This window comes from Rothia nasimurium (assembly GCF_004569295.1).
Lineage (GTDB): Bacteria > Actinomycetota > Actinomycetes > Actinomycetales > Micrococcaceae > Rothia > Rothia nasimurium_B.
The window spans coordinates 1-25,970 of the sequence record NZ_SPQC01000007.1; the positions used below are offsets into that span (position 1 = coordinate 1).

The 25,970-nt window shown below is 60.4% G+C and carries 22 protein-coding genes and 1 pseudogene; 13 read left to right on the forward strand and 10 right to left on the reverse strand.

Features of this window, described 5'->3' with window-relative positions; all coding sequences use genetic code 11:
• The 4 genes and pseudogenes from E4U03_RS02820 to E4U03_RS02835 all read right to left on the reverse strand — a co-directional run.
• A pseudogene (locus E4U03_RS02820) lies at positions 1-263 on the reverse strand (hypothetical protein); the annotation flags it as partial.
• Between the two features lie 272 nt (positions 264-535).
• Positions 536-1,381, reverse strand: coding sequence for a tyrosine-type recombinase/integrase (locus E4U03_RS02825; protein WP_135011478.1), 846 nt, complete (start codon positions 1,379-1,381; stop codon positions 536-538).
• A gap of 323 nt (positions 1,382-1,704) precedes the next feature.
• Positions 1,705-1,971, reverse strand: coding sequence for a glutaredoxin domain-containing protein (locus E4U03_RS02830; RefSeq protein WP_135011479.1), 267 nt, complete (start codon positions 1,969-1,971; stop codon positions 1,705-1,707).
• An 8-nt stretch (positions 1,972-1,979) separates the two neighbouring features.
• Positions 1,980-2,246, reverse strand: a complete 267-nt coding sequence (locus E4U03_RS02835; RefSeq protein WP_135011480.1) for a hypothetical protein — start codon at positions 2,244-2,246, stop codon at positions 1,980-1,982.
• A 307-nt stretch (positions 2,247-2,553) separates the two neighbouring features.
• On the opposite strand from E4U03_RS02835, the gene E4U03_RS02840 reads away from it, so the two are divergent.
• Positions 2,554-3,933 carry a lipase family protein gene (locus E4U03_RS02840; protein ID WP_135011481.1) on the forward strand — a complete coding sequence of 460 codons (1,380 nt, stop codon included), beginning with the start codon at positions 2,554-2,556 and terminating at the stop codon, positions 3,931-3,933.
• 159 nt (positions 3,934-4,092) lie between these two features.
• Here E4U03_RS02840 and E4U03_RS02845 read toward each other — a convergent pair whose 3' ends face one another.
• Positions 4,093-4,638, reverse strand: a complete 546-nt coding sequence (locus E4U03_RS02845; RefSeq protein WP_167752245.1) for a hypothetical protein — start codon at positions 4,636-4,638, stop codon at positions 4,093-4,095.
• A gap of 686 nt (positions 4,639-5,324) precedes the next feature.
• Complete coding sequence (locus E4U03_RS02855; protein WP_135011484.1) at positions 5,325-5,747, reverse strand: hypothetical protein; 423 nt, start codon at positions 5,745-5,747, stop codon at positions 5,325-5,327.
• 330 nt (positions 5,748-6,077) lie between these two features.
• Between E4U03_RS02855 and udk the strand changes: the two genes are divergently transcribed.
• Entirely contained in the window at positions 6,078-6,698 is a 621-nt protein-coding gene (gene udk / locus E4U03_RS02860; RefSeq protein WP_135011485.1) for a uridine kinase, read from the forward strand.
• Positions 6,699-6,814: 116 nt separating this feature from the next.
• Here the strand turns inward: udk and E4U03_RS02865 are convergent, their stop codons facing one another.
• Positions 6,815-7,531 carry a PspA/IM30 family protein gene (locus E4U03_RS02865; RefSeq protein WP_135011486.1) on the reverse strand — a complete coding sequence of 239 codons (717 nt, stop codon included), beginning with the start codon at positions 7,529-7,531 and terminating at the stop codon, positions 6,815-6,817.
• A 191-nt stretch (positions 7,532-7,722) separates the two neighbouring features.
• Positions 7,723-9,744 (reverse strand): TPM domain-containing protein, encoded by a 2,022-nt coding sequence (locus E4U03_RS02870; RefSeq protein WP_135011487.1) that lies wholly within the window; start codon positions 9,742-9,744, stop codon positions 7,723-7,725.
• A gap of 256 nt (positions 9,745-10,000) precedes the next feature.
• Between E4U03_RS02870 and E4U03_RS02875 the strand changes: the two genes are divergently transcribed.
• The gene (locus E4U03_RS02875; protein ID WP_135011488.1) at positions 10,001-11,431 is read left to right on the forward strand and encodes a S1C family serine protease; all 1,431 of its coding nucleotides are present in this window, start codon (positions 10,001-10,003) and stop codon (positions 11,429-11,431) included.
• Between the two features lie 58 nt (positions 11,432-11,489).
• On the opposite strand, the gene E4U03_RS02880 is transcribed toward E4U03_RS02875, so the two are convergent.
• Positions 11,490-11,957, reverse strand: a complete 468-nt coding sequence (locus E4U03_RS02880; RefSeq protein ID WP_135011489.1) for a tRNA (cytidine(34)-2'-O)-methyltransferase — start codon at positions 11,955-11,957, stop codon at positions 11,490-11,492.
• 146 nt (positions 11,958-12,103) lie between these two features.
• Between E4U03_RS02880 and E4U03_RS02885 the strand changes: the two genes are divergently transcribed.
• The 10 genes from E4U03_RS02885 to secA all read left to right on the forward strand — a co-directional run bounded on the left by E4U03_RS02885 (position 12,104) and on the right by secA (position 25,052).
• The gene (locus E4U03_RS02885; RefSeq protein ID WP_135011490.1) at positions 12,104-13,336 is read left to right on the forward strand and encodes a cysteine desulfurase family protein; all 1,233 of its coding nucleotides are present in this window, start codon (positions 12,104-12,106) and stop codon (positions 13,334-13,336) included.
• 48 nt (positions 13,337-13,384) lie between these two features.
• The gene (mnmA, locus tag E4U03_RS02890; protein ID WP_135011491.1) at positions 13,385-14,578 is read left to right on the forward strand and encodes a tRNA 2-thiouridine(34) synthase MnmA; all 1,194 of its coding nucleotides are present in this window, start codon (positions 13,385-13,387) and stop codon (positions 14,576-14,578) included.
• A 213-nt stretch (positions 14,579-14,791) separates the two neighbouring features.
• A complete protein-coding gene (locus tag E4U03_RS02895) occupies positions 14,792-15,172 on the forward strand; it encodes a chorismate mutase (RefSeq protein WP_135011492.1) in 381 nt (126 codons plus the stop codon).
• A 61-nt stretch (positions 15,173-15,233) separates the two neighbouring features.
• Entirely contained in the window at positions 15,234-16,328 is a 1,095-nt protein-coding gene (locus E4U03_RS02900) for a hypothetical protein (RefSeq protein WP_135011493.1), read from the forward strand.
• A 68-nt stretch (positions 16,329-16,396) separates the two neighbouring features.
• Positions 16,397-17,080 carry an MtrAB system response regulator MtrA gene (gene mtrA / locus E4U03_RS02905; RefSeq protein WP_135011494.1) on the forward strand — a complete coding sequence of 228 codons (684 nt, stop codon included), beginning with the start codon at positions 16,397-16,399 and terminating at the stop codon, positions 17,078-17,080.
• Positions 17,081-17,083: 3 nt separating this feature from the next.
• A complete protein-coding gene (gene mtrB / locus E4U03_RS02910) occupies positions 17,084-18,787 on the forward strand; it encodes an MtrAB system histidine kinase MtrB (protein ID WP_135011495.1) in 1,704 nt (567 codons plus the stop codon).
• Positions 18,777-20,471, forward strand: coding sequence for a GerMN domain-containing protein (locus E4U03_RS02915; protein WP_135011496.1), 1,695 nt, complete (start codon positions 18,777-18,779; stop codon positions 20,469-20,471). The genes mtrB and E4U03_RS02915 overlap by 11 nt, the downstream gene beginning before the upstream one ends.
• 68 nt (positions 20,472-20,539) lie before the next feature.
• Positions 20,540-21,346 carry a ComF family protein gene (locus E4U03_RS02920; protein ID WP_135011497.1) on the forward strand — a complete coding sequence of 269 codons (807 nt, stop codon included), beginning with the start codon at positions 20,540-20,542 and terminating at the stop codon, positions 21,344-21,346.
• A gap of 171 nt (positions 21,347-21,517) precedes the next feature.
• Positions 21,518-22,162, forward strand: coding sequence for a ribosome hibernation-promoting factor, HPF/YfiA family (gene hpf, locus E4U03_RS02925; RefSeq protein WP_135011498.1), 645 nt, complete (start codon positions 21,518-21,520; stop codon positions 22,160-22,162).
• A gap of 238 nt (positions 22,163-22,400) precedes the next feature.
• Entirely contained in the window at positions 22,401-25,052 is a 2,652-nt protein-coding gene (gene secA, locus E4U03_RS02930; RefSeq protein WP_135011499.1) for a preprotein translocase subunit SecA, read from the forward strand.
• A 108-nt stretch (positions 25,053-25,160) separates the two neighbouring features.
• Here secA and hisN read toward each other — a convergent pair whose 3' ends face one another.
• Entirely contained in the window at positions 25,161-25,955 is a 795-nt protein-coding gene (hisN, locus tag E4U03_RS02935; protein WP_135011500.1) for a histidinol-phosphatase, read from the reverse strand.
• Positions 25,956-25,970 lie beyond the last annotated feature (15 nt).

Consider the following 25,970-nt stretch of genomic DNA (forward strand, 5'->3'; position numbering starts at 1 on the left):
GGCTCAACCGGGGCGCTGGGTGGGTCAATCGGGACAACCTCAATCGGGGCGATAGGTTCATCCTCTACAGGTGCCTCAGTGGGTACAGTCTCTACAGGAATTTCACCTGCAAGGGTAGTTTCCTCAGCGGCGGGGGATGCTGAGCTGGCGGCTGCGGTAGGTTCTGCGGTGGTTTCTTCTGCCATTGCTGCGGTGGAAGATAGGCCAGTAACAGCGATTCCTGCTGCTAGTAGTGCGGTGGCGGTCTTTGTGTGAGCTGACATAGGTGCCAGACTCCTTCCTATCACATGATGTGATGTGAAATGATTTAATGTCATGACATGGTAAGGAGCCTGCCCAGCGCTGCAAGCTCTTGCAAAATCCCCTTGAACAGACACTCGCAGAAACTGAACAGGTCCCTTACTTAGATATATGCAAGCTGCTTGCTAAAACGGCGGGCTATTTACTCAGAAATTTCCTTAAAACAGAACTGCTCTCCGGCATGGTGCCGGAGAGCAGTTCTACCTAGCATTTATGCTAGGGCCTAGAACGGTTCTTATCGTTGGTTCTTGCTGGTCACCTGGGGTGCTACCGGCAAGTCGGTAAGGGCCTGAATCGCCTGAGTTAGAGCTGTATCATCTAGACCGATATAGCTTTGCGTCGTTGAAATATCCGCATGCCCTAACAGCTCCTGTACTGCGCGAATGTCCCGGCATCGTGCATATGTTGTGGTGGCGAACCAATGCCTGAGTTGATGGGTGGTGTAACCATCACCCAAAAGCCGGGCAACTCGCTTACCGATGTAATCAGGGTGCCGGTGTCCTGAAAAACGCCCAGGGAAGTAATAGCCCTGGGCTTTCATCTCTAGATAGGGCAGCAGCACCGTGTGAGCTGGAATCGATCGAGTAACCAACCCCTTACCTTGTACCGTAATCCAGCCATCACAGTAATCCTGGGTATGGAGCTTGGCAATTTCAAATCGCCTCAGTCCTGCATAGGCCGCTAGTAGAAGCATGAAGATATCCTCTGAGGTGTCGGTGTTGTCTAGCCCCTTTTGCAGAGCAGTTGCTGGGATAGGCCTTGCTTTGCCTCGCGGGACTTTCACTGATAGCAGCAGCTTCGTGGGGTTATCTGGTCGATGGTTGGTAATTTCCAGGTAGTGGAAGAACCTTCGAATGGTGCCTAAAGCGTTCTTCTTGGTTGCTGGCTTCCAATGGGGATTTGAGAGCCAGTCTTGTAGCTCTCCTGTAGTGATAGTCGCGGGCGTGGCCTGGGGGTAAGCTTTTGACAAAAGATTCAACCATCGCGTTCGGGTGTAGACAGTCGAAGGCTGTCGCCCTGCTGCTAGTAGCCATTGGTTGAAAGCGGTGATTGATAGGGCCCAGGTAGTTGCGTTATCCATAGCTTCTCCTAGTAGCTGTACTAAGGTTTGACGGTGGATACGCGTGTCTCCGAGGCGGGTTACTTATTCTTTTTTGAGAGTGAGGCTGTAGGTTCTCTTAATCCAGGCCAGAGTATTAGACGCCCAACGTCCCTCAGACGGAGTCGACGAGAATCTGATAGCTGGTTTTCAGGGTAGTCGGGGTGGGTGGCTTTATAATGGCCTCTGCTACCTAGGTGTACGGTGAATCCGTTGGCTTTGAGGAGACGAGCCATCTCGCGCCCGTTATTGGGCATAGGTATTTTGTGCATGTGTCCATTATCTCAAATGGTCTTGCGTATCTCCTATGGGGTCGGTTGCCCGTGGTGTGCTTGCCTGGCTGCGAGCTGGTCAATGAGGTCAGGTCTGTAGCCGTTCCATATCTGGGTTTCTTCACCGGGTACTTCGACGATGGGGGCTTGTAGTAGGCCTCGGGCTTTAAGGCGTGCGGCTATGGCTGGTTCGTTCTCTAATTTGATGAGCCTGTAGGGAAGGGCACGGTCATTGAGCTTGCGCTGGGTGAGTCTGCATTGATGGCAGTTTGGGGTGGTGTAGAGGTTGATGGTGGTCATGGTGGTTTTTATTTCTGGTGGAGTTTGTAGGTAGGAGCTAGAGGCTTGGGGAGTAGCTCTTCGGGTATTGAGTAGCCTAGCTGTTCTAGTTTCGCTTGGAGGGCGGTGGTTTCTCCGGGGAGGGCTAGGTAGTAGAAAGTGCAGAGAGTTTCGCCGGTGGGGTTGGTGATGTGTGCTTGGTAGAGGTCTTCGAATTCGGGGGCGCTGCCGGCTGCTGAGTAGTGGTGGCGGGGCCGTTTGGTGATAGTGAGGGTGTGGGGTGTGTTATTAGGCATTACTAGGCTCCCTTGTTCTCGAGCGCAGCTGCGGTGTAGAGCTTTTTTAGCAGTAATGTTGCTTGTAGGACGCGGATGAAGATGGGGGCTTGTAACCCGGAGGCCGCAGGTTCAAATCCTGCCCCCGCAACCAAGATGAGAAACCCACTCGAAAGAGTGGGTTTCTTCGTTTAAACTACTCAGCAAGAGAATCTTTCCCGTAGATGCTTATAAGCGGTAAGCAGGGCGTCAGTGCTCATCCGATTTATGCCTTACACTAGTGAAGTGCTCTTCGCACAAACTTGCTTTTTTACCTATAGGGAAACTCATGGCTAAATACACGCCGCGCCACGCCGCGCCCAAAAACATCGGCAAGCGCCGGGCAACTGCCCTCTCACTCACCGCCCTGCTGGCCCTCAGCATGGCCCCGGCCAACGCAGCCGAAACCGCGCCCCTGACTGAAAACAGCCAGGCCGTGCAAGAAGCAGAAGCGCTCATCCACGAAGCCCTCACCAGCGAGGGAAGTAGCCCCTCAGCTATCTACAACGATGCTCCCGAAACGCTAGTTAGCGAAAATTTCTATGACGCCCCGGCCCAGCTGCCCACCGCTAACGGTGCCCTCATCAAGAAGGAAAACTTCACCTTCAAGGTCGATGCCAACAACGTCATCGCCCACCCGGTAGCCCAGGCCCAGCGGATTATGTATAAGTCCACCGACCACCTGGGGAACCCCGTGGCGGTCACCGGCACCGCACTCACCACCACCAAGCGCTGGACCGGCCCTGGTGAGCGTCCTATCATCGCCATGGCCCCCGGTACCCAGGGCATCGGGGATTCTTGTGCCCCCTCTAACCAGTTCGCAGCAGGAACCGAATACGAGAGCCTCGTTATCACCTCCCTGCTCAATGCCGGTTATAACGTCGTCATTACCGACTACATCGGCCTGGGCACCGTGGGCACCCACAGCTACCTCAACCGAGTAGACCAGGGCAATGCTGTGCTAGACGCCGCCCGCGCAGCTACAGCCGCTGACCTCGGCCTGGGTAGCGCTACCTCACCCATCGGCCTCTGGGGCTATTCCCAGGGCGGCGGTGCGGTGGCGTCCGCCGGTGAACTCCAGGCCAGCTACGCCCCCGAACTTAACCTCAAGGGCATCTACGCTGGCGCCGTCCCCGCTAACCTGCAGGCCGTCACCAGCTTCATCGACGGCGGTCTTTACACCGGTTTCTCCCTGATGGGCGTAGTAGGCCTGGCTGATAGCTACGGCATCGACCTGAGCCACAAGCTCTCAGCCGAAGGCCAGGCAGCCCTCGACACTATTCGGGACCAGTGCACCCTTGACGCCGTGGGTACTTTCGGTTTTAAGAACACTCGCACCCTGACTGCCAGCGGCCAGACCCTGGCCCGTGAAATGACCACCGACCCCCAGATCTCACAAATCATGGCCCAGAATAACCTGGGCCAGCAGGGCCGCCACCCCCAGGTGCCCATTCTGATTGCTTCATCCTGGGGCGATGACGTGATTCCCTACCAGACCAACCGCCAGCTGGCTGCCGACTACTGCCAGCAGGGCTCCCGCGTCACCTTCTACACCCTGGCCGGCGTCACCCACGTGGCGGGTATCTTTGAGGGTATTCCCCGCGGCCTGATCTTCCTAGATCGTCAGTTTAAGGGTCTTCCCAGCATCAACTCCTGTTGGCGGTTCTAGGGTTTAACCGAGACCGTGTATCTATACCAGTAGGCCCGGGTCATCTTACGGTGGCCCGGGCCTACTGCACGTCTTTTTCGGGTGCCTCTCACGGGGAGAGGCTGACTCACGGTATAGGCAACTCCTTTACTCTGTGCTGACTGATGAGATGGAAAAGATTTAGATACCTGCTGACAGGTAGCTAACCACACCCCAGGGTGAAGTAACGGTAACGCGGTACTGGGTCTTGATGACCGAAGCGCTGGTGGTGGCAGCATCGCCGTAGGTTGCTGCGGGCATGCGGGTCATAAAGGAGACTACGCTGGCACCGGCCCGGCCGTTAGCAATATTGCTCATGACCTCGATGTCCCAGCTCCAGCCGTCGCGGCCGTCTGCGGTGGTGTAGTGGTTGCCGTAGCCCCAGGTGTGCATGGTGTTCTTGGTAACCATGGGCGCATCTGCAAAGCGTAGGTAGTTATAGAGCTTGGAGTAGGTGGTATCGGCGCCCTTGAAGTCGTCGTTGAGTCGAATCATGGGGACGTTGGCGCCGGCTCCGCGGGTGCCGTTAGAGCTGTAGGCGGCCCCGCCGTTAGCGAAGATGAAGCGGTAGCTGCCGGTAGGGGTGGGCTGGTAGACCACATCGCCTGCGATGTTCTCGATGGTTACCGAAATGATGGCTCCTTGGCCTACGCCGTTGATACCGTTTACAGAGTTGATATCGGCCATCTGATTGCCCCCCTGCGGGGTAGGTGGGTGGCCAGGTGTTAGCTGTTGCGCTTGAAGAGGCTAGGGGGTTTCCTGCCTGAGCGGTGGGCAGCGAATTGTCGAAAGAGAAAGCCTGTAGCCCGGTAAGACAGCTGCTGGCGGGGTAGACAGCCCACTCAAGTTCCTTGGCAACGGCACCGGTGAAGTTGCCCTGGGAGGGCCAGACATTGGACCAAGGGGCAGAAACGATTTTGTCGTAGGTGCAGTCGTCTTCTACCTGGGGTGCGGACGCGGCAAAAGCAGGTACAGCTGTGCTGGCAAGAATGACGGGGGTGGCCCAGGCTGCGCCACGTGCCAGGGTACGACGCTGGATTTGGGGTGTAGCCACGGCGGTAATTCCTTTGTTTTAGTGCAAGGTTAGGAACGGTTCTGCAACAGCTGTTGAAACAATCGTATCACCAAATCTTTTATTTGGCACGCTTGTCTTTACTTTTTGTGAAAAGTGCTTTGCTAGATTTGGGGAAAAATCCTGGTAAATAGGGTAATGTCTAGAAATATTGGGTATTTAAGATTTTTGTGGCGCTCCTACTGGGTCAAAAAGATAGATATATAAAAACACCTGTGCTTTTACCTCTTGTGGTGGCGTAAAGAAAAGACCGGCCGCACCATTAGGTGCGGCCGGTCTTTAGTTTATTGGGGTGAGGGTCTTAGGCTGCCTGGGCCCAGTGGCCTGCAAGGTCTGCTGCCAGCAGGGTTCGCAGGGTGCCGGTGTAGTCGGCAGGAATTTGGCTAAAGCGGTAGCCGTCGATGGTAAGAGTATTGCCCAGGAAGGGGAGGTGGGTCAGCTTGGCCTGGTCGAGTGCGTGCAGGTCAAGTGAAATGCTGTTGCCAGCCTGGAAGGAGTTCTTGAGAATCAGGACGCGCTCGTTAGTGATGACCAACAGAGAGTCGCCAAAGCTGCCAAACTTGCCGGTGGCTACATCAACAACGGTCTCCCCGCGCACCATGGAATCTGCCATGTGCAGAGCCTTGTGAAACTTCTTGAGCCCACCGTGGGAAGATTGGCGCTTGACGGCAGAGCCCAGCGAAACGCTGGTGTAGGTGTCGGTTGCCCAGTTTGCAAAAATCATGGTGCTCTTCCTCAAACGGTCGGTGGGGTGGTGTACGAGCTGTACCCAACTATACACATATTTTGTCCCCCAAAGGGCAGGCTGTAGAGAAAAAATTTGTCCCCCGCTTGTCGTATCTCCTAAAATTGCCCCTGTTTGAGCTGGTAGGCCCTATATCTGGGAAAAAGCTGGGTGTTAAAGTTTGGCAAAAATTTACCTGTGAAATATATGGGTGGCGGCTGAGGACAAACTGTGCCAGGATTTTGGGGGACAAAGCGGGGTGGGTGCCGTCCCCGGGGAGCATGCCACAATAGATAGCAGTAATACTTCGACCTATAGGGCTGCACACACATGAAACCCCTCATTATCGGTATCGCCGGTGGCACCGGCTCCGGCAAGACCACCCTGACCAACTCCCTGCTTGAAAAGTTTGATGGACAGGTAGGCGTGATTTATCACGACAACTATTACAAGCGCAATGACCACCTCACTTACGAACAGCGCTGCCTGCTGAACTACGATGCGCCCGAAGCCTTCGACAATGATCTTCTAGCGACCCACCTTAAAGCCCTCATCGAGGGGCGGACCATCGAGACCCCTGTCTACGATTTTGCGGATCACAACCGATCAGATGAGACTCTCATCGTTGAACCTCAGCCCATCATCATCCTCGAGGGCATCCTGATTTTTGCTGAGCCTGAAATTCGCGACCTGTGCGATATCAAGCTCTTTGTAGATACCGATGCCGATGTGCGCATCCTGCGCCGCCTACGCCGCGACGTCATCGAACGGGGTCGTACTATTGAGTCGGTTGAGGCCCAGTACCTCACCACCGTCAAGCCCATGCATGAGCTGCATGTGGAGCCTTCAAAGCGCCACGTAGACATGATTATCCCCGAGGGCGTCAATGTGGTTGCTCTCGATATGCTATTCCACCGTATTACCGGCCAGATTGGCACCCAGGCAGGCTAGCCCTAGCCGTAGGCGGGAGCAAATAGTCGCAAGGGGCGTCCTTGCACTCCTAGATACAGATGTGAGGCCCACCTCCTTGGGAGGTGGGCCCCATCTGTTTAACCCTTGTAGCTGTTTTACTGCTTGCCGGCCTTGAGGGCTGCTAGGCGGGCATCGAGCTCTGACTGGCGGCCAAGTTCTTCAAGGTCGTTGAACTGGGCATCGAGGGAGGACGCCGCGAGCTCCTGCTGGCCGCGTACACGGGCTTCTTCGCGGCGCACCTTGTCTTCGAAGCGGGAGATTTCGCTGGTGGGGTCCATGACGTCAAAGGCCTTGAGGGCGTCGTTGACCTGGGACTGGGCCGCAGCTGACTTCTGGCGGGCTACGAGTTCATCGCGCTTCCGCTTGATTTCGTTCAGCTTCTCCTTCATCTGGGTCAGACCGGTCTTGAGCTGCTCAACCACGGCGGTCTGAGACTCAATCTGGGGCTTGATGGCGGAGGCCTCGTTCTCTGCCTGCATCTGGCGACCCAGGGCAATCTTGGCCAGGTTATCGAACTTGTCGGCATTAGCGGTGTCGCCTGCCGCCCGGAACTCGTCGGCTTTGTTGGAGGCTGCCAGGGCCTTAGCACCCCATTCGCCTGCCTCGCGCAGGTCTTCGGCGTGGTCTTCTTCGAGCATGCGCAGGTTGCCGATGGTCTGGGCGACAGCCTGTTCTGCTTCGGCGATGTTGTTGGTGTAGTCGCGCACCATCTGATCGAGCATCTTCTGGGGGTCTTCAGCGGCGTCAATCAGGGCGTTGATGTTGGCCTTGGTGAGCTGGGCGATGCGGCTGAAAATGGTCTGCTTAGCCATGAGGGTACCTTTCGGTGGGTGGGGAAAGCATGAGCGGGCTTGCTGTGCCTTCTTTTATTCTGTCAAGGCTTGGAGCAGATGGTGGTCTGCCACACCTTGTGGTTACTACGTTGTCAGCGAAAACTAAGCCTGTGCACAGGCGCGGGGCCGTGTGTGAACAGGAAGGGGAGAGCCGGACGGACGCCGGTGGGCTAGAAGTTGCCCCCGGCACCTCCGTCGTCGCCCCAGCTGCCTCCGCCGCCGAAGCCTCCGCCAAAAGTGCCACCGCCCATGCCGCCGCCAAAGCCGCCTGAGCCAAATCCACCTGACCCGAAGCCGCCGCCAGAGCTGTGGTTGCTGCCCCCGAGTAGGGTGCCGAGCAGGATGCCGCCCAGCATGGCTGAATTGTAGTTGCCACCGCCGGAGTAGCCGTTGCGCTGGTTGAAGCGGTCCACGTCGGAGCGGGCGATGCGCTGGGCTTCCCCGGCGAGGCGGATAGCGTCATTGGCGTGAGACAGGGCAGCGATAGGGTCGCTGTGCTGGAGCTGCTGGGCTTCGGTGAGGTTGCGTTCTGCCTCGCGGAGGCGAGTGCGGGCTTCGGCTTTTACGCCGCCTCGTCGTGCCCAGACGTATTCGCTGGCTGATGATACCTGGGCCTGGGCAGACACCAGGGTGTGGCCCAGGGTTTCACGGGCGCTGCGCTCTTGTTCGTGGGTTTGGCGCACCGCATCGAGGGCAGTATCGAGGTCTGACCGTACTTCGTGGAGCCGCTGGTTGAGCAGGTAGGGGTCAATCAGCCCGGCGGAGCGTTCGGTTCGGATTTGGCCGAGTACGGCCTGAACCCCGGCGGCAGCACCTGAGAGCTGGCTGCTGCTGCCTGCCCCTGTGCGGGCTAGCTCCTGGGCCTGGGCAACGTCGCGGTTAGCCAAAATCAGGGCGTTATCGAGTGAGGCTGCCATCTTGCCCAGGTCGGTTTCGGCGTGGTGGACCGACTCTAGTAGGCCCCTGGTCTGGCCGAGAGCTTCTTCACCGGCGCGCAGGGCAAGAATGGCCTGGCTTCGCTGGGTGCCCAGCAAGTCTTCTGCCTCCTTGGCCTCTTGCCGGGCAAAGTCTAGGCGGGCCTGGGCTTCGCTGATATTATCTGCCACCGCCCCGAAAGCGCTGGGGGAGTAGAGGGTACCGAGACGGTCGAGGGCTGCCTGGGCAGCGGGAAAGAGCGGGACAGCTGAGGCTATGCCCTGGTTAAGGGTAGCGAGAGCCTGGGGTGCGGTTTCTTCGAGCTTGCGCAGGTTGGTGAAGTTGGCAACCTGCTCGTTGAGAGCCTTCTGGGCGTCCTCGGTGCGGGCAAGAATTTCGTTCAGCCAGGCCCTCTGGTCAGCTTCGGTATCGGGGATCTCATCGTCCAGCTGTTTTTGCAGCTGGAAGGAACGCTGCATGTGGTTCTTAGCCGCCTCGATGGCAGCCAGGAAGGGTTTGACCTCGTCATCGCCGTACTGCAGCCGGGCGAACTCAACTTCCTGCTGGGAGTGGGCGATGGCGTCATCGGTGGCGACCAGCTGGGCACCTGCCCGGGTACGCAGCTCTTCGATAGAGGGCAGGGGCTGGGATGAGCTGGGTTGCCCGCTGCGGCTGCCGCCGGTGTTCTTGCGCGCGGACGCCCGTGAGCGGCTAAAAGCCCAGGCCCCGCCGCCAGCGACGGCGGCTACACCCAGGAGGGTAGCACCACCCACGAGCGCCCCCGAAGTACCTGATGCTACTGAACCAGAACCGAGTTCAGACTCGATACCGGTGACCGCAGCCAGAGCAGCGGCCTCGTAGTCGGAGTTCGCTAGCTCAGGGTAGATGTAATTCTGATAAATCTTCTCCTGCTGGCTGGTAGAAAGAACCGAGGTGGAGCCGGCCATAAAGTAGGCCTGGCGGGCTTCGGTGGCGATGACCAGTACCACGTCGTTGGTACCCATATTGTTGAGGGTGGCAAAATCACTGGTCCACTCCGAAGAGGAGCTGGGGCTTTCGAACTGATCAATGGTCACAACAAAGAGATTGACCTGTTCGTCACTGGCAAGCTGGCTGATGGCATCCTCTAGCGAACTTGTGTCTCCCAGCGAGGAGGTGGTGTCGCTGACCCGAACCCCGGCGTCCAAATCGTAGGGAGCCGCTGCCAGGGTAGCGGGCGATACTCCCAGCGCCAAAGCAAGGGCAAGCAGGGCAGTGGTGGCAGGTTTGCGTGACATGGGGTCTCTCTTCTAGAGGTCAGCGGTACTTGAGCACTATTGTAGCCCCGCTCACCCCGCTCTCTTTTGAGGTAGCTAACGGCGTTCACCCTCAGCTCAGGGCGATGCATTCCTCAGCTCTATGTACAGCAAACACACAGCTTTGCTTCATTTCTAACACAGACCTATAGCGCATAGTGGGAGCTAAGAAAACACCGCAGGTGCACCTCTTGGACAGGTGCCCACATCAAAAGATCTCGAAAGAAAGCTGCTTGAGATGTCACAGAACTCATGGGAACCCACTCCCGATTCGTCGTCCGCTGATCGTACCGTTCCTATGAACCAGCAGCAGGTAGCGGCCTCCGCCGCGGGTGCCTCCAGCCAGGACGACCCCACCACCGCTTTTGCTGCCCAGCAGGCTCCTGCCGCCGGTGCCGGTGCCGCTTACACCGGCGACTACGCTGCTCCTGCCGACCAGCCCGAACAGAACAAGGGCAAGCATGCAACCCGCACCGTCCTGGCGGCAGCTGCTATCGCTGCCCTGGTCGGTGGCGGTATCGGCGGTGGGGTAGTAGCTGCAACCTCAACCGGTGTAGCCTCAAGCATCACAACCACTAGCTCGGGCACCACCATCGTCAATAACACCGACTCCGTCAACGCTGTTACCGCTGCTGCTGCCAAGGCAGCCCCCTCCACTGTCACCATCGCAGCCACCTCATCGAACGCTTCCGGCTCCGGTTCCGGCGTTATTCTCGACACCGAGGGGCACATCCTCACCAACACCCACGTGGTCACTCTCGACGGGGTTACCGCTAACGCAGCCATTGAAGTTCAGCTAGCTGACGGCACCGTCCGCTCCGCCACCGTGGTCGGCACCGACCCCACCAGCGACCTGGCCGTCATTAAGCTGGATGACACCAGCGGCCTGGCCCTCGCCCCCGCAACCCTAGGCGACTCTGATGCTCTGAATGTTGGCGATACCACCGTAGCTATCGGTGCACCCCTGGGACTGTCTAACACCGTGACCACCGGTATCGTCTCGAACCTAGTACGAACCATCGAAGTAGCCTCATCGGCAGCCGACGAATCCACCACTGACTCCGGTAGCAGCACTACCGACCCCTTTGGCAGTTCACCCTTCCAGTTTGAGATTCCCGGCCAGCAGAGCCAGAGCACCACCTCAAGCTCCACCATCGCCATCAACGTCATCCAGACCGATGCTGCGGTGAACCCCGGCAACTCCGGTGGTGCCCTCATCAACTCCAACGGTGAAGTAATCGGTATCAACGTGGCCATTGCCTCCACCGACTCATCCAGCACCTCCACCAGCGGCAACATCGGTGTTGGCTTCGCTATCCCCATCAACTACGCCAAGCGGGTAGCCCAGGAAATTATCGATAACGGCTCAGCCACCCACGGCATGCTGGGAGCTACCGTCTCCACCTCACCCGCCAACAACGACTCATCCGAAGCCTTTGGCGACGGTGCCCTGATTCAGGAGGTCACCAGCGGCGGCGCAGCCGAAGCTGCCGGCCTAAAGTCAGGCGACGTGGTCACCGCTGTTGACGGGCGTAGCATCAGCGAGGCAACCGAGCTGACCGCCGCCGTCCGCCAGGCAGCAGCAGGTGACACCGTCACCCTTACCGTTGAGCGCAACGGCTCAACCCAGCAGGTCACCGTGACCCTGGGGGACGCCGCTAACAGCTAGAGACATCAAAGGCTCTGCCGGCTCACGCTCGCCGTGAACCTGCAGAGCCTTTGTGTGACTAAATTGCTCCACCTACAAAGCCGTGCTGACGCCAGGCCTCAAACACCGCAATCGAGGCGCTGTTGGCCAGGTTGAGGGAGCGACGGCCCGGAACCATCGGGATCTTGACCCGCTGGGTAACGTGCGGGTTATTCTGTACGTGCTCGGGCAGCCCGACCGATTCGGGGCCAAACATGAGCACGTCCCCCTCCTGGTAGGTAATATCAGCGAAGTTAGTGGTGGCCGTGGTGGTAAAAGCAAAGACGCGGGCCGGGGCTAGGGCCTCCCAAGCGTCCTCGAGGGTCTCGTGCACGGTCATGATCGCCAAGTCATGGTAGTCGAGACCAGCCCGGCGCAGGTTGGCGTCCTCAAAGTTAAAGCCCAGGGGCTTGACCAGGTGCAGCTCTGCACCGGTGATAGCGGCAAGACGAATCGCGTTACCGGTATTACCGGGAATCTCAGGGGTATAAAAAAGAATCTTGAACACCCCAACAGTTTACGCGCCCGCCGCGAAATAAAAGCGCGCTGGGAGCTGTTGAGAGGGTGAAGCAGTCCATAGCCTGCCACGGGAGCGGGGGAGTATGATGGAAGGCTAAATTGTTTTGACCAATCGCCACGGAAAGGCCAGCGCCCATGCCCCGGGTCTACCTGGATCACGCCGCCACCACCCCCATGCTCCCTCAGGCTATCGACGCCGTGGTGGAGCAGATGAAAATTGGCGGCAACCCCTCGTCCCTGCATTCAGCGGGCCGCTCTGCTCGCGCTACCGTCGAGTACGCCCGCGAACGTATCGCGCGGGTTGCTGGCTGCGATGCTGCCGAGATTATCTTTACCTCCGGTGGTACCGAGGCAGATAACCTGGCCATCAAGGGGCTCTACTGGAAACGCCGCGAAGCAAACCCGGCTGCGACCCGCATTGTTGTCTCGGGCATCGAGCACCACGCCGTGGGCGATACCGTTGAATGGCTGCAGGCCCACGAGGGGGCCGAGGTGAGCTGGGTAGCTCCGGACGCCAGCGGTGTAGTCAGTGCCGAAGCGGTTCGGCAGGCGGTGGGCGAGAGCCCAGAGACGGTTGCCCTGGTCACCGTCATGTGGGCTAACAACGAGGTGGGCACCGTCCAGCCCGTCGCAGAAATCGCTGCGGTAGCTGCAGAATTTGGAATTCCCTTTCACACGGATGCCGTCCAGGCCTTTGGCACCCTGCTGGTGAACTTCAAGGAATCCGGCGCCACCACCATGGCGATCTCAGCCCACAAAATTGGCGGACCCATGGGAATCGGTGCCCTCATCGCCACCCGCAGCGCCCAGCTCATGCCCGTACTCCACGGCGGCGGGCAAGAACGCTCCGTGCGCTCAGGAACCATTGATGCCGCCTCTATCGCGGGCTTTGGCGCAGCAGCTGCCGAAGCAGGGCAAAACCTTCTGACCGAAGCCAACCGCCAGGCCGAACTGCGGGACCGCCTCATTGAGGGTGTCCTCGCGGCTGTTCCCGAAGCCCAGCTGCGCGGGGCCGCTCCCGAAAGCACCCAGGACCGAGCAGCCGGCACCTTCAGCCGCCTGCCCGGCAACGCCCACTTCACCTTCCCAGGTTGCGAGGGCGACTCCCTGCTCTTCCTGCTCGATATGGCAGGGGTGGAGTCGTCCACCGGCTCAGCCTGTAACGCCGGGGTGCCCCGCCCCTCCCACGTCCTGCTGGCTATGGGACTGAGCGAGGACGAGGCCCGCGGCGCCCAGCGCTTCACCCTGGGCCACACTAGCGCCGAGGACGACGTCACCGCCCTCCTTACCGCCCTCCCCGGCGCCTGGGCCCAAGCCAAAAAGGCAGGTATGGCGGGCCACGCCCCGGACGCCGCTCGATGGAACTAAAACTGCCGAGCCCACAACCAAACTTTTATCGATATTGAGGACAGACTAATGAAAATTCTTGCTGCTATGAGCGGTGGCGTGGACTCGGCCGTTGCCGCTGCCCGCGCCGTTGAGGCCGGTCACGAGGTGGTCGGCGTGCACCTGGCGCTCTCCCGCATGCCCGGCACCCTGCGCACCGGCTCCCGCGGCTGCTGCACCATCGAGGACTCCATGGACGCCCGCCGGGTCTGCGACCAGCTGGGGATTCCCTTCTACGTCTGGGACTTCTCCGAGCGCTTCAAGGAGGACGTGGTCGATGACTTTATCTCTGAGTACGAGCACGGCCGCACCCCCAACCCCTGCATGCGCTGCAACGAGAAAATCAAGTTCGCGGCCCTGCTAGAGAAGGCCGTGGCGCTGGGCTTTGATGCGGTAGTGACCGGCCACTACGCCAAGGTCATTACGGACGAGAACGGCAACCGGGAGCTGCACCGCGCTGCCACCTGGGCTAAGGACCAGTCCTATGTTCTGGGTGTGCTGACCCACGAGCAGCTCAAGCACGCATGGTTCCCCCTGGCTGATACCCCCTCCAAGGACGAGGTACGCGCCGAGGCCGACGAACGCGGCTTCTCGGTAGCTAAGAAGCCTGACTCCTACGACATCTGCTTCATCCCCGAGGGCGATACCCGCGAGTGGCTCGAAGAGCACATCGACATGACCGAGGGTGATATCAAGGACACGGACGGACGCGTGCTTGGCAAGCACCGCGGTTCCCAGGCCTTTACCGTGGGGCAGCGCAAGGGTCTGGCCATTGGGCACCCTGCCCCCGACGGTAAGCCCCGCTTCGTGCTAGAAATCCGCCCCAAGACCAACGAGGTCATCGTGGGCGGTAAGGATCTACTCGAGATTGACGAGATTCGCGGTATCCGCGAAACCTGGGCCGGTCTGCCTGTAGAAGAAGCTGCCGCTTTCCTGGCCGAAGAGCCTGTAGAAGGTGCCCGCTCGGCGTCCTTTGATGTCACCGCCCAGGTGCGAGCCCATGCCGACCCCGTCCCCTCAACCGCCCACCTGGAATGGGTAACTAACGACGAAGCCACTGAGCCCGGTGCCCTGCGCCTGGAAACTGTGGTGCGCCTGCACGAGAAACTGCGCGGTGTTGCTCCGGGGCAGACCATGGTGATTTATCAGGGCACCCGTGTGTTGGGCCAGTCCACCATCGCCCGCGCCTACAGCCTCGACCGGGCTGACATCACCGCTAAGTAACAGATTCCATGAATAGGTGAAGCAGGCTCGCAGCGAAGCTGCTGGCTCGGCGGCTGGCGTGAATCGCTTGTGAGCGAAGCGAACCAGCGAGAGGGGCGGCAGCGAGCGCGAGCCTGCTGAACCTTTTGAAGCTTCTACACCCGGACAAGTCCACAGGGTGAAATCTGCGGGCTTGCCCCTGCAAACAGCACCTGAGGTTTTTAGACTAAACACATGAACACAACTCCGAAGGCCCACGACGTGCAGGCCCATGCTGACTTCGATACCCGCGCCACCTCGATGGCTGGGGTCGATCCGGCCGTCCTGGAAGAACTTTTCACCATGCGCCAGACCATCGACAACATGGACGCAGCTCTGGTGCATATTCTCGCTGAGCGTTTCCGCGCAACCCAGCGCGTCGGCCACCTCAAGGCCGAGCACTCCCTACCAGCGGGGGACCCGGGGCGGGAGGAAGCCCAGATTAAGCGCCTGCGCTCGCTGGCTGAAGCTGCCCACCTTGACCCGGAGTTCGCCGAGAAATTCCTGAACTTCATTATTTCTGAGGTTATAAGGCACCACGAGAAGATTGCGGCTGAGGCCGAACAGAAGTCCTAGCCGCTCAACCCTTAGCCCGCAATGCTACAGCCACCGGTAGGTGGCAGAAAGAGTTACCTCTATGCCCACTCGCCCTGCCCTTTACCTGCCGACCGACGCCGAAATGCTGGCTGCCCGTAAGGACTTAGAGAACCCGCTGACCTTTGAGGAGCACCTGACGGTTGGGGCTACCGGCCTTGGCCCCTGGGCGGGGGACGATGTGTTCGATGCTGTGATCCGTATCCGCGGTGAGCTGGGGGAGCCCCATATCAGTTACCTGCCGGAGCAGGCCGACCGGGGCTACCGGGCAACCCTGTTGGCACGGTCTATCGCGGCCCTAGAAGGGCTGAGTGCGGACGGCACCGCCGCAGGCTGGCGGCTCACGGGCGGCTACGCTGCTGAGGGGGATGCCGCCAGGTCGCTCCTGGAATCTGATATCAATATCCTGGCGGACGTCGTGGGGAAGGAAAGCGGGGCTGCCCCCGGAACCATCAAGCTACGTCTGCTGGGGCCGTTGAGCCTAGCTGCCAGTACCTACTTAACCAGTGGCGAGCGTGTCCTCTCAGATCATGGTGCTCGGTGCGATCTTGCCGAGGCCCAGCGGGCTGGTTTTCACGGTGTGCTGAAGCTGCTGCGTCAGGCTGTGCCCGGTGCGCAGGTGCTGGTGCAGGTAGAAGAGCCCCTGCTGATTGAGGTGGCGGCAGGTCAGCTGCCGACCTCTAGCGGCTACCGTACCCTGCGGGCTGTGCCCCGGCACGAGTTGGTGGCCCTGCTGGGGGCTCTGCACGAGGAACTAGAGGGCTTGGGCGCTCAGGTTGTCACTCGGACTGATTATGTGAAGCTACACCCTGAGGTCAGGCAGACTCTTGCTATCCCCCTGCTGTCGATGGAGGGCCAACCCACCTCGGCATGGGAGGCGCTAGCTCCCCGCCTAGAAGCTGAGCGGGGGCTTTATCTAGAGGTTGTTGATCCGTTGGTCCGGGTGCCTGCTGGCGACCTGGCCCGGGGGCTGTGGCGTACCTGGTCGGATCTTGGTCTGGGGAAGAAGCTTCTCAACCAGCTGGTGCTGACCGAAACCGGTAGCCTGGCCACCACTGACCCCCAGCGGGCTACTACCGTGCTGGGGCACCTGACCGAAACAGCCCGTGCCCTGTCTGAAATCGCCCAAGACGCCTAAACCGGCTCACCGCCTAACCCCGGTACACTAGGGGGAGGCCCATTGTGAACCTCACCAGGAGACCCACCGTGAAAGAAACCATTCTTGTAGTTGACGACGACGACGCCCTGTCAGAGATGGTCGGTATCGTGCTGGCACAAGAGGGCTACGAGACGGTCTTCTGCGACGCCGGTGACCGGGCCTTTGAGGCTTTTGCTACCCACCACCCCGACCTGATTCTGCTGGACTTTATGCTGCCGGGCATGGACGGCATTGAGGTCTGCACCCAGATTCGCGGGGAGTCGGACGTACCCATCATCATGCTGACCGCCAAGGGCGATACCGAGGACGTGGTCAAGGGGCTAGAGGCTGGTGCCGATGACTACATGACCAAGCCCTTCAAGCCCGCTGAGCTGCTGGCCCGCGTCCGCGCCCGCCTGCGCCCGCGCGAAGACTGCCATAACGAACCTTTGCGTATCGGTAACCTCACCATTGACCTGGCAGGGCATACGGTGAGCCGCGAGGGTGAAACGATTCAGCTCACCCCCCTCGAATTTGAACTTCTGGCGAACCTGGCCCGGCAGCCCGGTCAGGTCATGACCCGCGAGGCCCTGTTGGGCAACGTATGGGGCTACGAAAAGACCGTCGATTCCCGCCTGGTCAACGTGCATATTCAGCGTCTGCGCGCCAAGATTGAGCGCGACCCCGAGAACCCCGAGATCGTGCTGACCGTGCGCGGTGTGGGCTACAAGGCTGCGGCAGGCCACCGTTAACCCGTGGCTGGTACTTTACCTCGCGCGTTCGCTCGAACTACCGCCCCCGCAGGCCCCTCCCGGGCCTACGGACCCCTGGCTAGTGCCCGCAGACTCTGGCAGCAGTCCCTACAGTTTCGAGCTGTAGTAGCCGCGGCCTGCCTGCTGCTGGTGGCCTTCATCTTTGTGGGCTCTTTTATCTCCCACCAGATTGCTAACTCCCTCTTCCGCGGCAACCTGCGGCAGGCCCTCGAAGAATCATCATCTGGTTTTAGTAACGTGCAGACTCTCATCAACGGCTCTGATGCCACCGGACGCACCGAGATTCAGCGCGATGTTTCGCGTTTCTTAACCGTGCTTGAGAGCAGTAGCGCCGATAGCAACCGCAACTGGGTGCTTCTTAAGGACGTGAACGCTACCACCGATGGCTTTATCGTGGAGCAGACCCAGAGTAGCGAGGTCACGGTCAGCGACGTGCCCCAGGCACTCGCCCAGAGCATGAGTGAGGGCACGGGGATTTACTGGCAGTCCTCGAGTATTACCTCAGCGGACGGACGCCGCACCCCGGTTCTGGTGGTCGGCACCAGTATCTCGATACCCCAGAACCCCGACTACTCCCTCTACCTGATTTATGACCTGTCGACCTCACAGGCGACCGTGCAGTACATCAACCTGGTGGTCTGGGTGGGCTTCGGCGTGCTCCTGGTGGTGGTGCTAACCATCGTGTGGATGATCGCCCGTTTCGTGATCCGCCCGATTAGTTCTACCGCTATCACCGCTGAGAAACTGGCAGCCGGTGACTTGGACCAGCGTGTGCTGGTGCGCGGCCAGAACGAGACGGCGCGCTTGGGTATGTCTTTTAACCGTATGGCTGACTCCCTGCAAGATCAGATTTCTCGTCTTGAGAAGCTGTCGACCATGCAGCAGCGCTTTGTTTCTGACGTGTCGCACGAGCTGCGTACCCCGCTCACAACGGTGCGCATGGCAGCCGATATGCTGCACGATAACCGCGATAACATGGAGCCCCTCTACAAGCGCTCTACCGAGCTGCTCTATAACCAGGTGGACCGCTTCGACTCCCTGCTGGCTGACCTGCTCGAAATCTCCCGCTTCGATGCCGGCTCCCAGACCCTCGATACGGTGTCGGTTGATTTCATGGCCGTGCTCGATGAGGTACTCAAGGCTGTAGAGCCCCACCTGATGCGCACCAACACCAGTTTGACCGTGCACACCGATCACACCGAGATTATGGTCGATATGGACCACCGCCGCATTGAACGGGTGCTGCGCAACCTGCTGTTCAACGCCGTAGAGCACTCCGAGGGTCAGCCCATCGACGTGTACGTGGACGCCACCGAAAGCACCCTGGGCGTTGCCGTACGTGACCACGGTATCGGCCTGAGCCCCGAAGAAACCGAGCAAGTCTTCAACCGCTTCTGGCGGGCTGACACCTCCCGCAAACGCACCCTGGGCGGTACCGGCCTGGGGCTCTCGATCGCCGCCGAGGACGTCCGCCTGCACCAGGGAGCCCTCGAAGCCTGGGGTATTAAGGGGCAGGGGGCCAGCTTCCGCATGACCATCCCCATTGACCAGGACGTGCCCATGGGCCCCTCCCCGGTCCTGCTGAGCGGCGAGCCGCTGCCCGCACCATCCGCTCCGGCTACCGGTGCCACCCCGACCGTGAACCCCGACGCCCCAAACCCCTCGGAGCCCACCGTTGAACCCTAACCTTTCCCGCCGGTCAGCCCTCGGCCTGGCCCTGAGCTCTCTCGTGACCCTCACCGCCTGCGCCGCTATTCCCACCGACGGCGAAGTCAACCACTACGCCGACCCCCAGGCTACGGGCAGCACCTCCGCCAGCGGCAACTCGCCCGAAGGGCCCACCCCCGGGGCCCGGCCTACCGAGATCATCGAGGGCTTCTTGCACGCCGGGGTAGGGGTGAAGGATGACTACAGCGTAGCCAGGCTCTACCTAACCGAAGACCTGGCCCAGTCCTGGAAGCCGGACGGGCGCACCCTGGTCTACAACTCATCCTTCACCACGGCCTCCGTCAGCGACTCAAGCTACCTGGTCACCGTGCCCACGAGCACCCTGGTTGACGATAAGGGCCTGGCTACCTCCTACACCACAGTGGCTGATACCGAGGTAGAGTTCACCCTGCGCCAGGTCGACGGGGAGTGGCGTATCTCCTCCGCTCCCGACGGAACGGTGCTGAGCAGAAACGAATTCGCGGACGTTTTCAACCCCTTCACCCTCTACTTCTACGACCCCACCTACACCTACGCTGTGCCCGATGTGCGCTGGTTCGCCGAACGCACCACGGTAGCTACCTCCCTGGTGAGGGTGCTCCTTGAAGGGCCGGCCCCCTACCTCACCGGGGCTGTTGTGACCGCTGTACCGGCCGATACCAGCCTGACCCGCAACTCCGTCCCCATCGAAAACGGGGCGGCTGACATCCAGCTCTCCGGGGGCACTTCCCTCACCGCAGCCAGCGCCCTCGAAACCGAGCGCCTACGCACCCAGCTCACCCAGACCCTCACCAACCTCGCCTCGGTCACCACGGTGCAGCTCACCATCAACGATCAAATCGTTGCGGCCCCCACTCTCGAGAACTACCGGGAACCGGCAGTTAACCCCGAAGCCGCCAGCAACATCGTGGGTATCGAAGATAACCGCCTGATCGCCCGGGCAGCCCTGGACGATACCGCCAGCCAGCAGACCATCGTAGAGACCTCAGCCCAGGCCCTCATTACCCTGCCCGCCATGAACTACACCCGTAACTACTACGCCTACACCAACACCGGGCAGAACGAGATTTGGCTGGCTAACTCCAACGGTGCCCGCTCGGTCTACCGGGGCACCCACGTGCTAGCGCCCTGCTTTGACCACCAGAACTGGCTCTGGGTGGGGGAGCAAGACGGCTCTGTGCGGGTTATCGCCGCAGGTCAGGAAGACAGCGCCGCCCGCGAGGTCACCAGCTGGATCGAGGGGGAGCTCCTGCAGAGCATCTCTATCGCCCGCGACGGTAGCCGGGCCGTACTGGTCACCTCGGCAGCCGACGGAAGCAACTACGGGGCCTGGGTCTCAGCTATCCGCCGGTCGGCAGACGGTACCCCCACCCAGCTCCTTGACCCGGTGCGCCTGGGCGCAGAGATTAACCCGCGCGGGGCTGAATGGGTCAGCGACGTGGAGGTCTTCCTCTGGAACACCGACACCACCCAGACCGAACTGGTCTCACTGACCGGCGAGAACACCCAGTACGATTCCCTGCAAGGCATTACCCGCATTGTCACCGGCAACGGCATCGACCAGGCGGTTGCAATGACCCGGGACGGTGGGCTGTATATCGTAGCCGGGCTGAGCTGGACCCGCATTGAAAGCAGCCTCAGCGAAATCAACTACGCCGGCTAAGAGAAATGGTCTGGACCACTTATCCCCAGCCCTGGCAGGTAGCCACCTGACCCTGCCAGGCTGGGGGTATGACGTCCGCCCACCCTCTTCCGCCCGATATGCTGACCAGCTGGCGGCAGACCACAGAACTCTTCTTCCCCAGGGTCTGCGCCAGCTGCCAGACCTACGGGCCCAGCATGCTGGCGTCCGCTGCCCTCTGCCCCCTCTGCGACCAGCTGGTGCGCCTGGCCACCCTCAACCTACAGGCCATTACCCTGCCCGGCACGCAGCTGCCGGTGGTGTCTGCTGGCCGCTATGAGCACGAGCTGGGGCGCTGCGTCCTGGCCTATAAGGACGCCGGACGCATCGACCTGAGCCCCTACCTTGCCTCGGCCCTGGCCCGGGCCGTGACCTGCCTTCTAGGGCTGAGCGAGAGCGAACTGGCGCCCGCCGAGCCCATCTACCTGGTGCCCCTACCCTCCAGCCGGGCCTCGGTGCGCAGGCGGGGCTATGCCCCAGCCCCGCTCCTAGCCCGCGCGGTGCTACCCCTCCTGCGCCACCCCGCACCAGTCAAGGTGGCGGACGCGCTCGCCCAGGTTCCTGTCTGGAAGCGGGGAATGCGCGGTGCCAAAGGTGCCCAAGCCCAGAAAACCCTGGGCCTCGAAGAGCGCCACCGGCAGATGCAGGGAAAACTTACCCTGGGCAAGCCTGCCCTGCACCAGCTGGGGCGCTACTACCGTCTAGAGGGGGCCCGCTGTCTGTTGGTTGACGATGTGTTCACCACCGGAGCCTCCCTGCAGGAGGGCTACCGGGTGCTTACCAGCCAGGGCGCCACCGTGCTGGGAGGGGCAACGATTGCCTATGTTCCCAAGCGGCAGCCATATAGCACAGGGTGAGGTAGGCCACCAAAATATTGAGTCCTTCCTGCGAAAAGAACCGTAAAAGGCTTAAAAAATGACTTAGACCACAAAAGGGCGTAGAGTTGCGTTAAGGAATCCACAAGATAGATTCCCCAATACCCGGCAGTCACAGGGCCGGGTATTCACCCCCTGAGAATGGAGGGAATTGTGGAACTCAACATCACCGGCCGCAACGTCAAAGTAAGTGAACGTCTGCAGGAACACGTTGAAAGTAAAATCACCAAGTTCGAAGCCCTCGGCGACAACGTAACCGACATCGAAGTCAAGTTCACCAAGGAAGGCCAGAACGGCCCTGCCGCGATTCGAGTGGAAATCACCGTCATTGGCCGCGGCCCCGTGCTCCGAGCAGAAGCAACCGGTCAAGATAAGTTCGCAGTTTTCGACGAAACCTATGGCAAGCTCCTAGAACGCCTCCGCCGCGCCCGCGACCGTCGCAAGACCCGCCGCGCAGGGGGTAAGCACCCCATCTCGGTCTCAGAAGCCACTGGCTCACTGCCCGTCATCACCGACCAGGTTGCCCTCACCGAAATTCAGACCGAGGACCTGCCAGTTGAAGAAGCAGCTTTTGCTGGCGAATACGACCTGCACGAAGAGGCAGATTCGCCCATCGAAATTCGTCAAAAGAGCTTCCCCGCCGACCACCTGACCCCTGAAGAAGCGGTTGACCGCATGGAGCTGGTTGGCCACGACTTCTTCCTCTACGTCGATAAGGCAACCGGATCCCCCGCAGCGGTCTACCGCCGCAAGGGCTGGTCCTACGGTGTCATTACCCTCGAAGAAGGTACTGACTAAGGTCGATACCCGCCCGGCCTAGGGCCCTCTGCCATACCCCTACCGCAGGTAGGGGAGCGCAGGAGCGCAGGGGGCCCTGCCCTGTTCCCGGCCCTACCCCTGTGAATCTAAAAGGTAGGCCCGTCAAGCCCACAGGTGAACGGCCCCAGCCCGTTTGCGGACTAAACTAGAATAGAGTGAGCACGGTGGGCTCACCCTGCCAACCTCCCATACCAAACCAATCAAGGAGCAAACTTCAGTGGCATCTCTCTTGGAAAAGCTACTCCGCAGCGGAGACCAAAAAGTCCTCAAGCAGCTGCGTGCTTACACCGATGCAGTGAACTCACTCGAAGATAGCTTTGTTGCGATGAGCGATGCAGAGCTACGCGCTGAGACCGACGCCTTCCGCAAGCGCGTTGAGGACGGCGAGTCACTGGACCTTCTGCTCCCCGAAGCTTTTGCTGTGGTCCGCGAGGCGTCTAAGCGCACTCTGGGCAAGCGCCACTACGATGTTCAGCTCATGGGTGGCGCCGCCCTGCACCTGGGCAATATCGCCGAAATGAAAACCGGTGAGGGTAAGACCCTGGTTGCCACCGCCCCTGCCTACCTCAACGCCCTCTCCGGCAAGGGCGTGCACGTGGTCACCGTCAACGACTACCTGGCTGAGTACCAGGCTAACCTGATGGGGCGTGTCTTCCGTTTCCTGGGTATGGAGTCGGGCGTTATTCTGGCGAACCAGACCCCCGATGTGCGCCGTAAGCAGTACGAAGCCGATATTACCTACGGCACCAACAACGAGTTCGGTTTCGACTACCTGCGTGACAACATGGCCTGGACCAAAGAGGAACAGGTGCAGCGCGGCCATAACTTTGCCATCGTCGATGAGGTTGACTCTATTCTGATCGACGAAGCCCGTACCCCGCTGATTATCTCTGGTCCCGCCATGGGCGAAGCCAACCGCTGGTACGGCGAATTTGCCCGTATCGCCCGCACTCTGGTGGCCGGCGAAGACTACGAGGTCGATGAAAAGAAGCGCACCGTGGGTGTGCTCGAATCGGGTATCGATAAGGTTGAAGACCACCTGGGCATCGATAACCTCTACGAGTCACAGAACACCCCCCTGATTGGCTTCCTCAACAACGCTATTAAGGCCAAGGAACTTTTCAAGGGCAACAAGGACTACGTCGTAATGAACGGCGAAGTCATGATTGTCGATGAGCACACCGGCCGTATCCTGGCAGGCCGCCGCTACAACGACGGCATCCACCAGGCCATTGAGGCCAAGGAAGAGGTCGAGGTCAAGCCTGAAAACCAGACTATGGCGACCGTGACCCTGCAGAACTACTTCCGCATGTACGACAAGCTCTCGGGTATGACCGGTACCGCTGAGACCGAGGCTGCCGAGTTCATGAACACCTACGAGCTGGGTGTCGTGCCAATCCCGACCAACAAGGAAAAGCAGCGCGTCGACCAGCCCGATAAGGTCTACAAGAATGAGATTGCCAAGTTCAACGCGGTGGTCAAAGATATCGAAGAGCGCCACGCTACCGGCCAGCCCGTGCTGGTAGGTACCACCAGCGTTGAGAAGTCCGAGTATCTGTCTAAGCTCCTGGTTAAGGCCGGTATTCGACACGAGGTGCTCAACGCGAAGAACAATGCCCGTGAGGCTGCCATCGTGGCCCAGGCTGGCCGTAAGGGTGCCGTCACCGTGGCAACCAACATGGCAGGCCGCGGTACCGATATTATGCTCGGTGGCAACCCCGAGTTCGAGGCTGTTGAGACCATGAAGACTCTGGGCCTTGACCCCAAGGAGAAGACAGAAGAATACGAGGCTAAGTGGCCCGAGGTGCTTGCCGCAGCGGAGCAGGCCTCTGCTACCGAGCACGAAGAGGTTAAAGACCTGGGCGGTCTCTACGTACTGGGTACCGAGCGTCACGAGTCTCGCCGCATCGATAACCAGCTGCGCGGACGTTCGGGCCGCCAGGGCGACCCCGGCGAGTCCCGCTTCTACCTGTCACTGTCTGACGACCTGATGCGCCTCTTCAATGGCCAGGCAGCTGCCCGCCTGATGGCCGGTGCCCCCGACGATACCGCCCTGGAAGCTAAGATTGTTTCCCGCGTCATCGCCAACGCCCAGGGCCAGGTTGAGGCCCGCAACGCTGAGCAGCGCAAGAACGTGCTCAAGTATGACGATGTGCTCAACCGCCAGCGCGAGGCCATGTACAAGGACCGCGCCCAGATTCTGGCAGGGGATGACCTCAAGGAACAGATTGCCAAGTTCCGCACCGAGGTTATCACCTCAGCAATCGATGCCCAGGCGGGCGAAGGCCATGCCGAGGACTGGGACTTTGAGAAGCTCTGGGAGAACCTGCGCACCATCTTCCCGGTTACCATTACCCCCGAAGACCTGGCTGAAGAAGCTGGTGACAAGACCAAGGTCACCCGCGACCAGATCGTCAAAGAAGTACTGGCTGACGCTGAGATACAGTACGGCGAGCGCGAAGAGTCCGTGGGTGAGGACGCCATGCGCGAGATTGAGCGCCGCGTGGTGCTCTCGGTCATCGGTAAGCGCTGGCCTGAGCACCTCTACGAGATGGACTACCTCAAGGAAGGCATTGGCCTGCGCGCCATGGCCCAGCGTGACCCCCTGGTGGAATACCAGCGTGAGGGTTACGCTCTCTACCAGAGCATGATGGGCGGTATTCGTGAGGAGACCGTGTCGATGCTCTACAGCGTGGACCTGTCGAAGCAGCGTACCCAGCAGTCGAAGATTCAGCTGAAGATTCCTGCCCAGCCTAAGTTCTTGCAGTACTCAGCTCCCTCTGAGTCTGGTAAGACCGAGGTGCATACTGAGGCCGTGAACGACCGCAGCAACGAGCAGATTTCGATTCTGAACCAGCGCAAGAAGTAGTTCAGCACAAGAAACCGCTCAGACCAAAGGCCCCGAATCCTTGATGTAGGATTCGGGGCCTTTGGTCTAGGTTGAAGCGTTTTCCCGGTCTCGTGAGAGAGCCCGGCTTTAGAGGGGCTTGTCGGTCCCCAGGTGGGAAAGGACGGCCTCGTGCAGGTGGCCGTTGGTGGCTAGGGCGTTGCCGCCGTGGGGGCCGTCCGCCCCAGCCAGGGAGGTGAAACGTCCGCCTGCTTCGGTCACGATGGGGACTAGGGCGGCCATGTCATAGAGGCCGAGTTCGGGTTCGGCGGCGGCGTCGACAACGCCCTCTGCCACCATCATGTAGGACCAGAAGTCGCCGTAGGCTCGGGTGCGCCAGACGGTGTCGGTCAGGTCGATGAAGTTATCGCGCAGGCCCAAATTGCGCCAGCCGGTGAGGGAGGAGTAGGAGAGGGAGGCGTCCTCGAGCTGGGCGACAGAGGAGACCGAGATGCGGGTAGCCTTGGCGAGGGAGCGGCCGGTGTAGGCGCCGGTGCCTTCGGCTGCCCACCAGCGGCGCTGGAGGGCCGGGGCAGAGACGACGCCGACGACGGGCTTGCCGTGGTCGAGCAGAGCGATAAGGGTGGCCCAGACAGGGACGCCGCGCACGAAGTTCTTGGTGCCGTCGATGGGGTCGATGACCCACTGGCGGGGGGAAGACCCGGTTTCCCCAAATTCTTCACCCAGCACTGAGTCACGGGTGCGGACGCGGGACAGCTGGGAGCGGATGAGCTGTTCGGCTTCGCGGTCGGCGTCGGTGACGGGGGTGAGGTCGGGTTTGGTGTCGACGGCGAAATCGTGGGAGGTGAACTTGGCCAGGGTGAGGCGGTCTACCGCATCAGCCATGATGTGGGCCAGGCGCAGGTCGTCGGTGTAGTTAGTCATGGTCTCGTGTGCCTT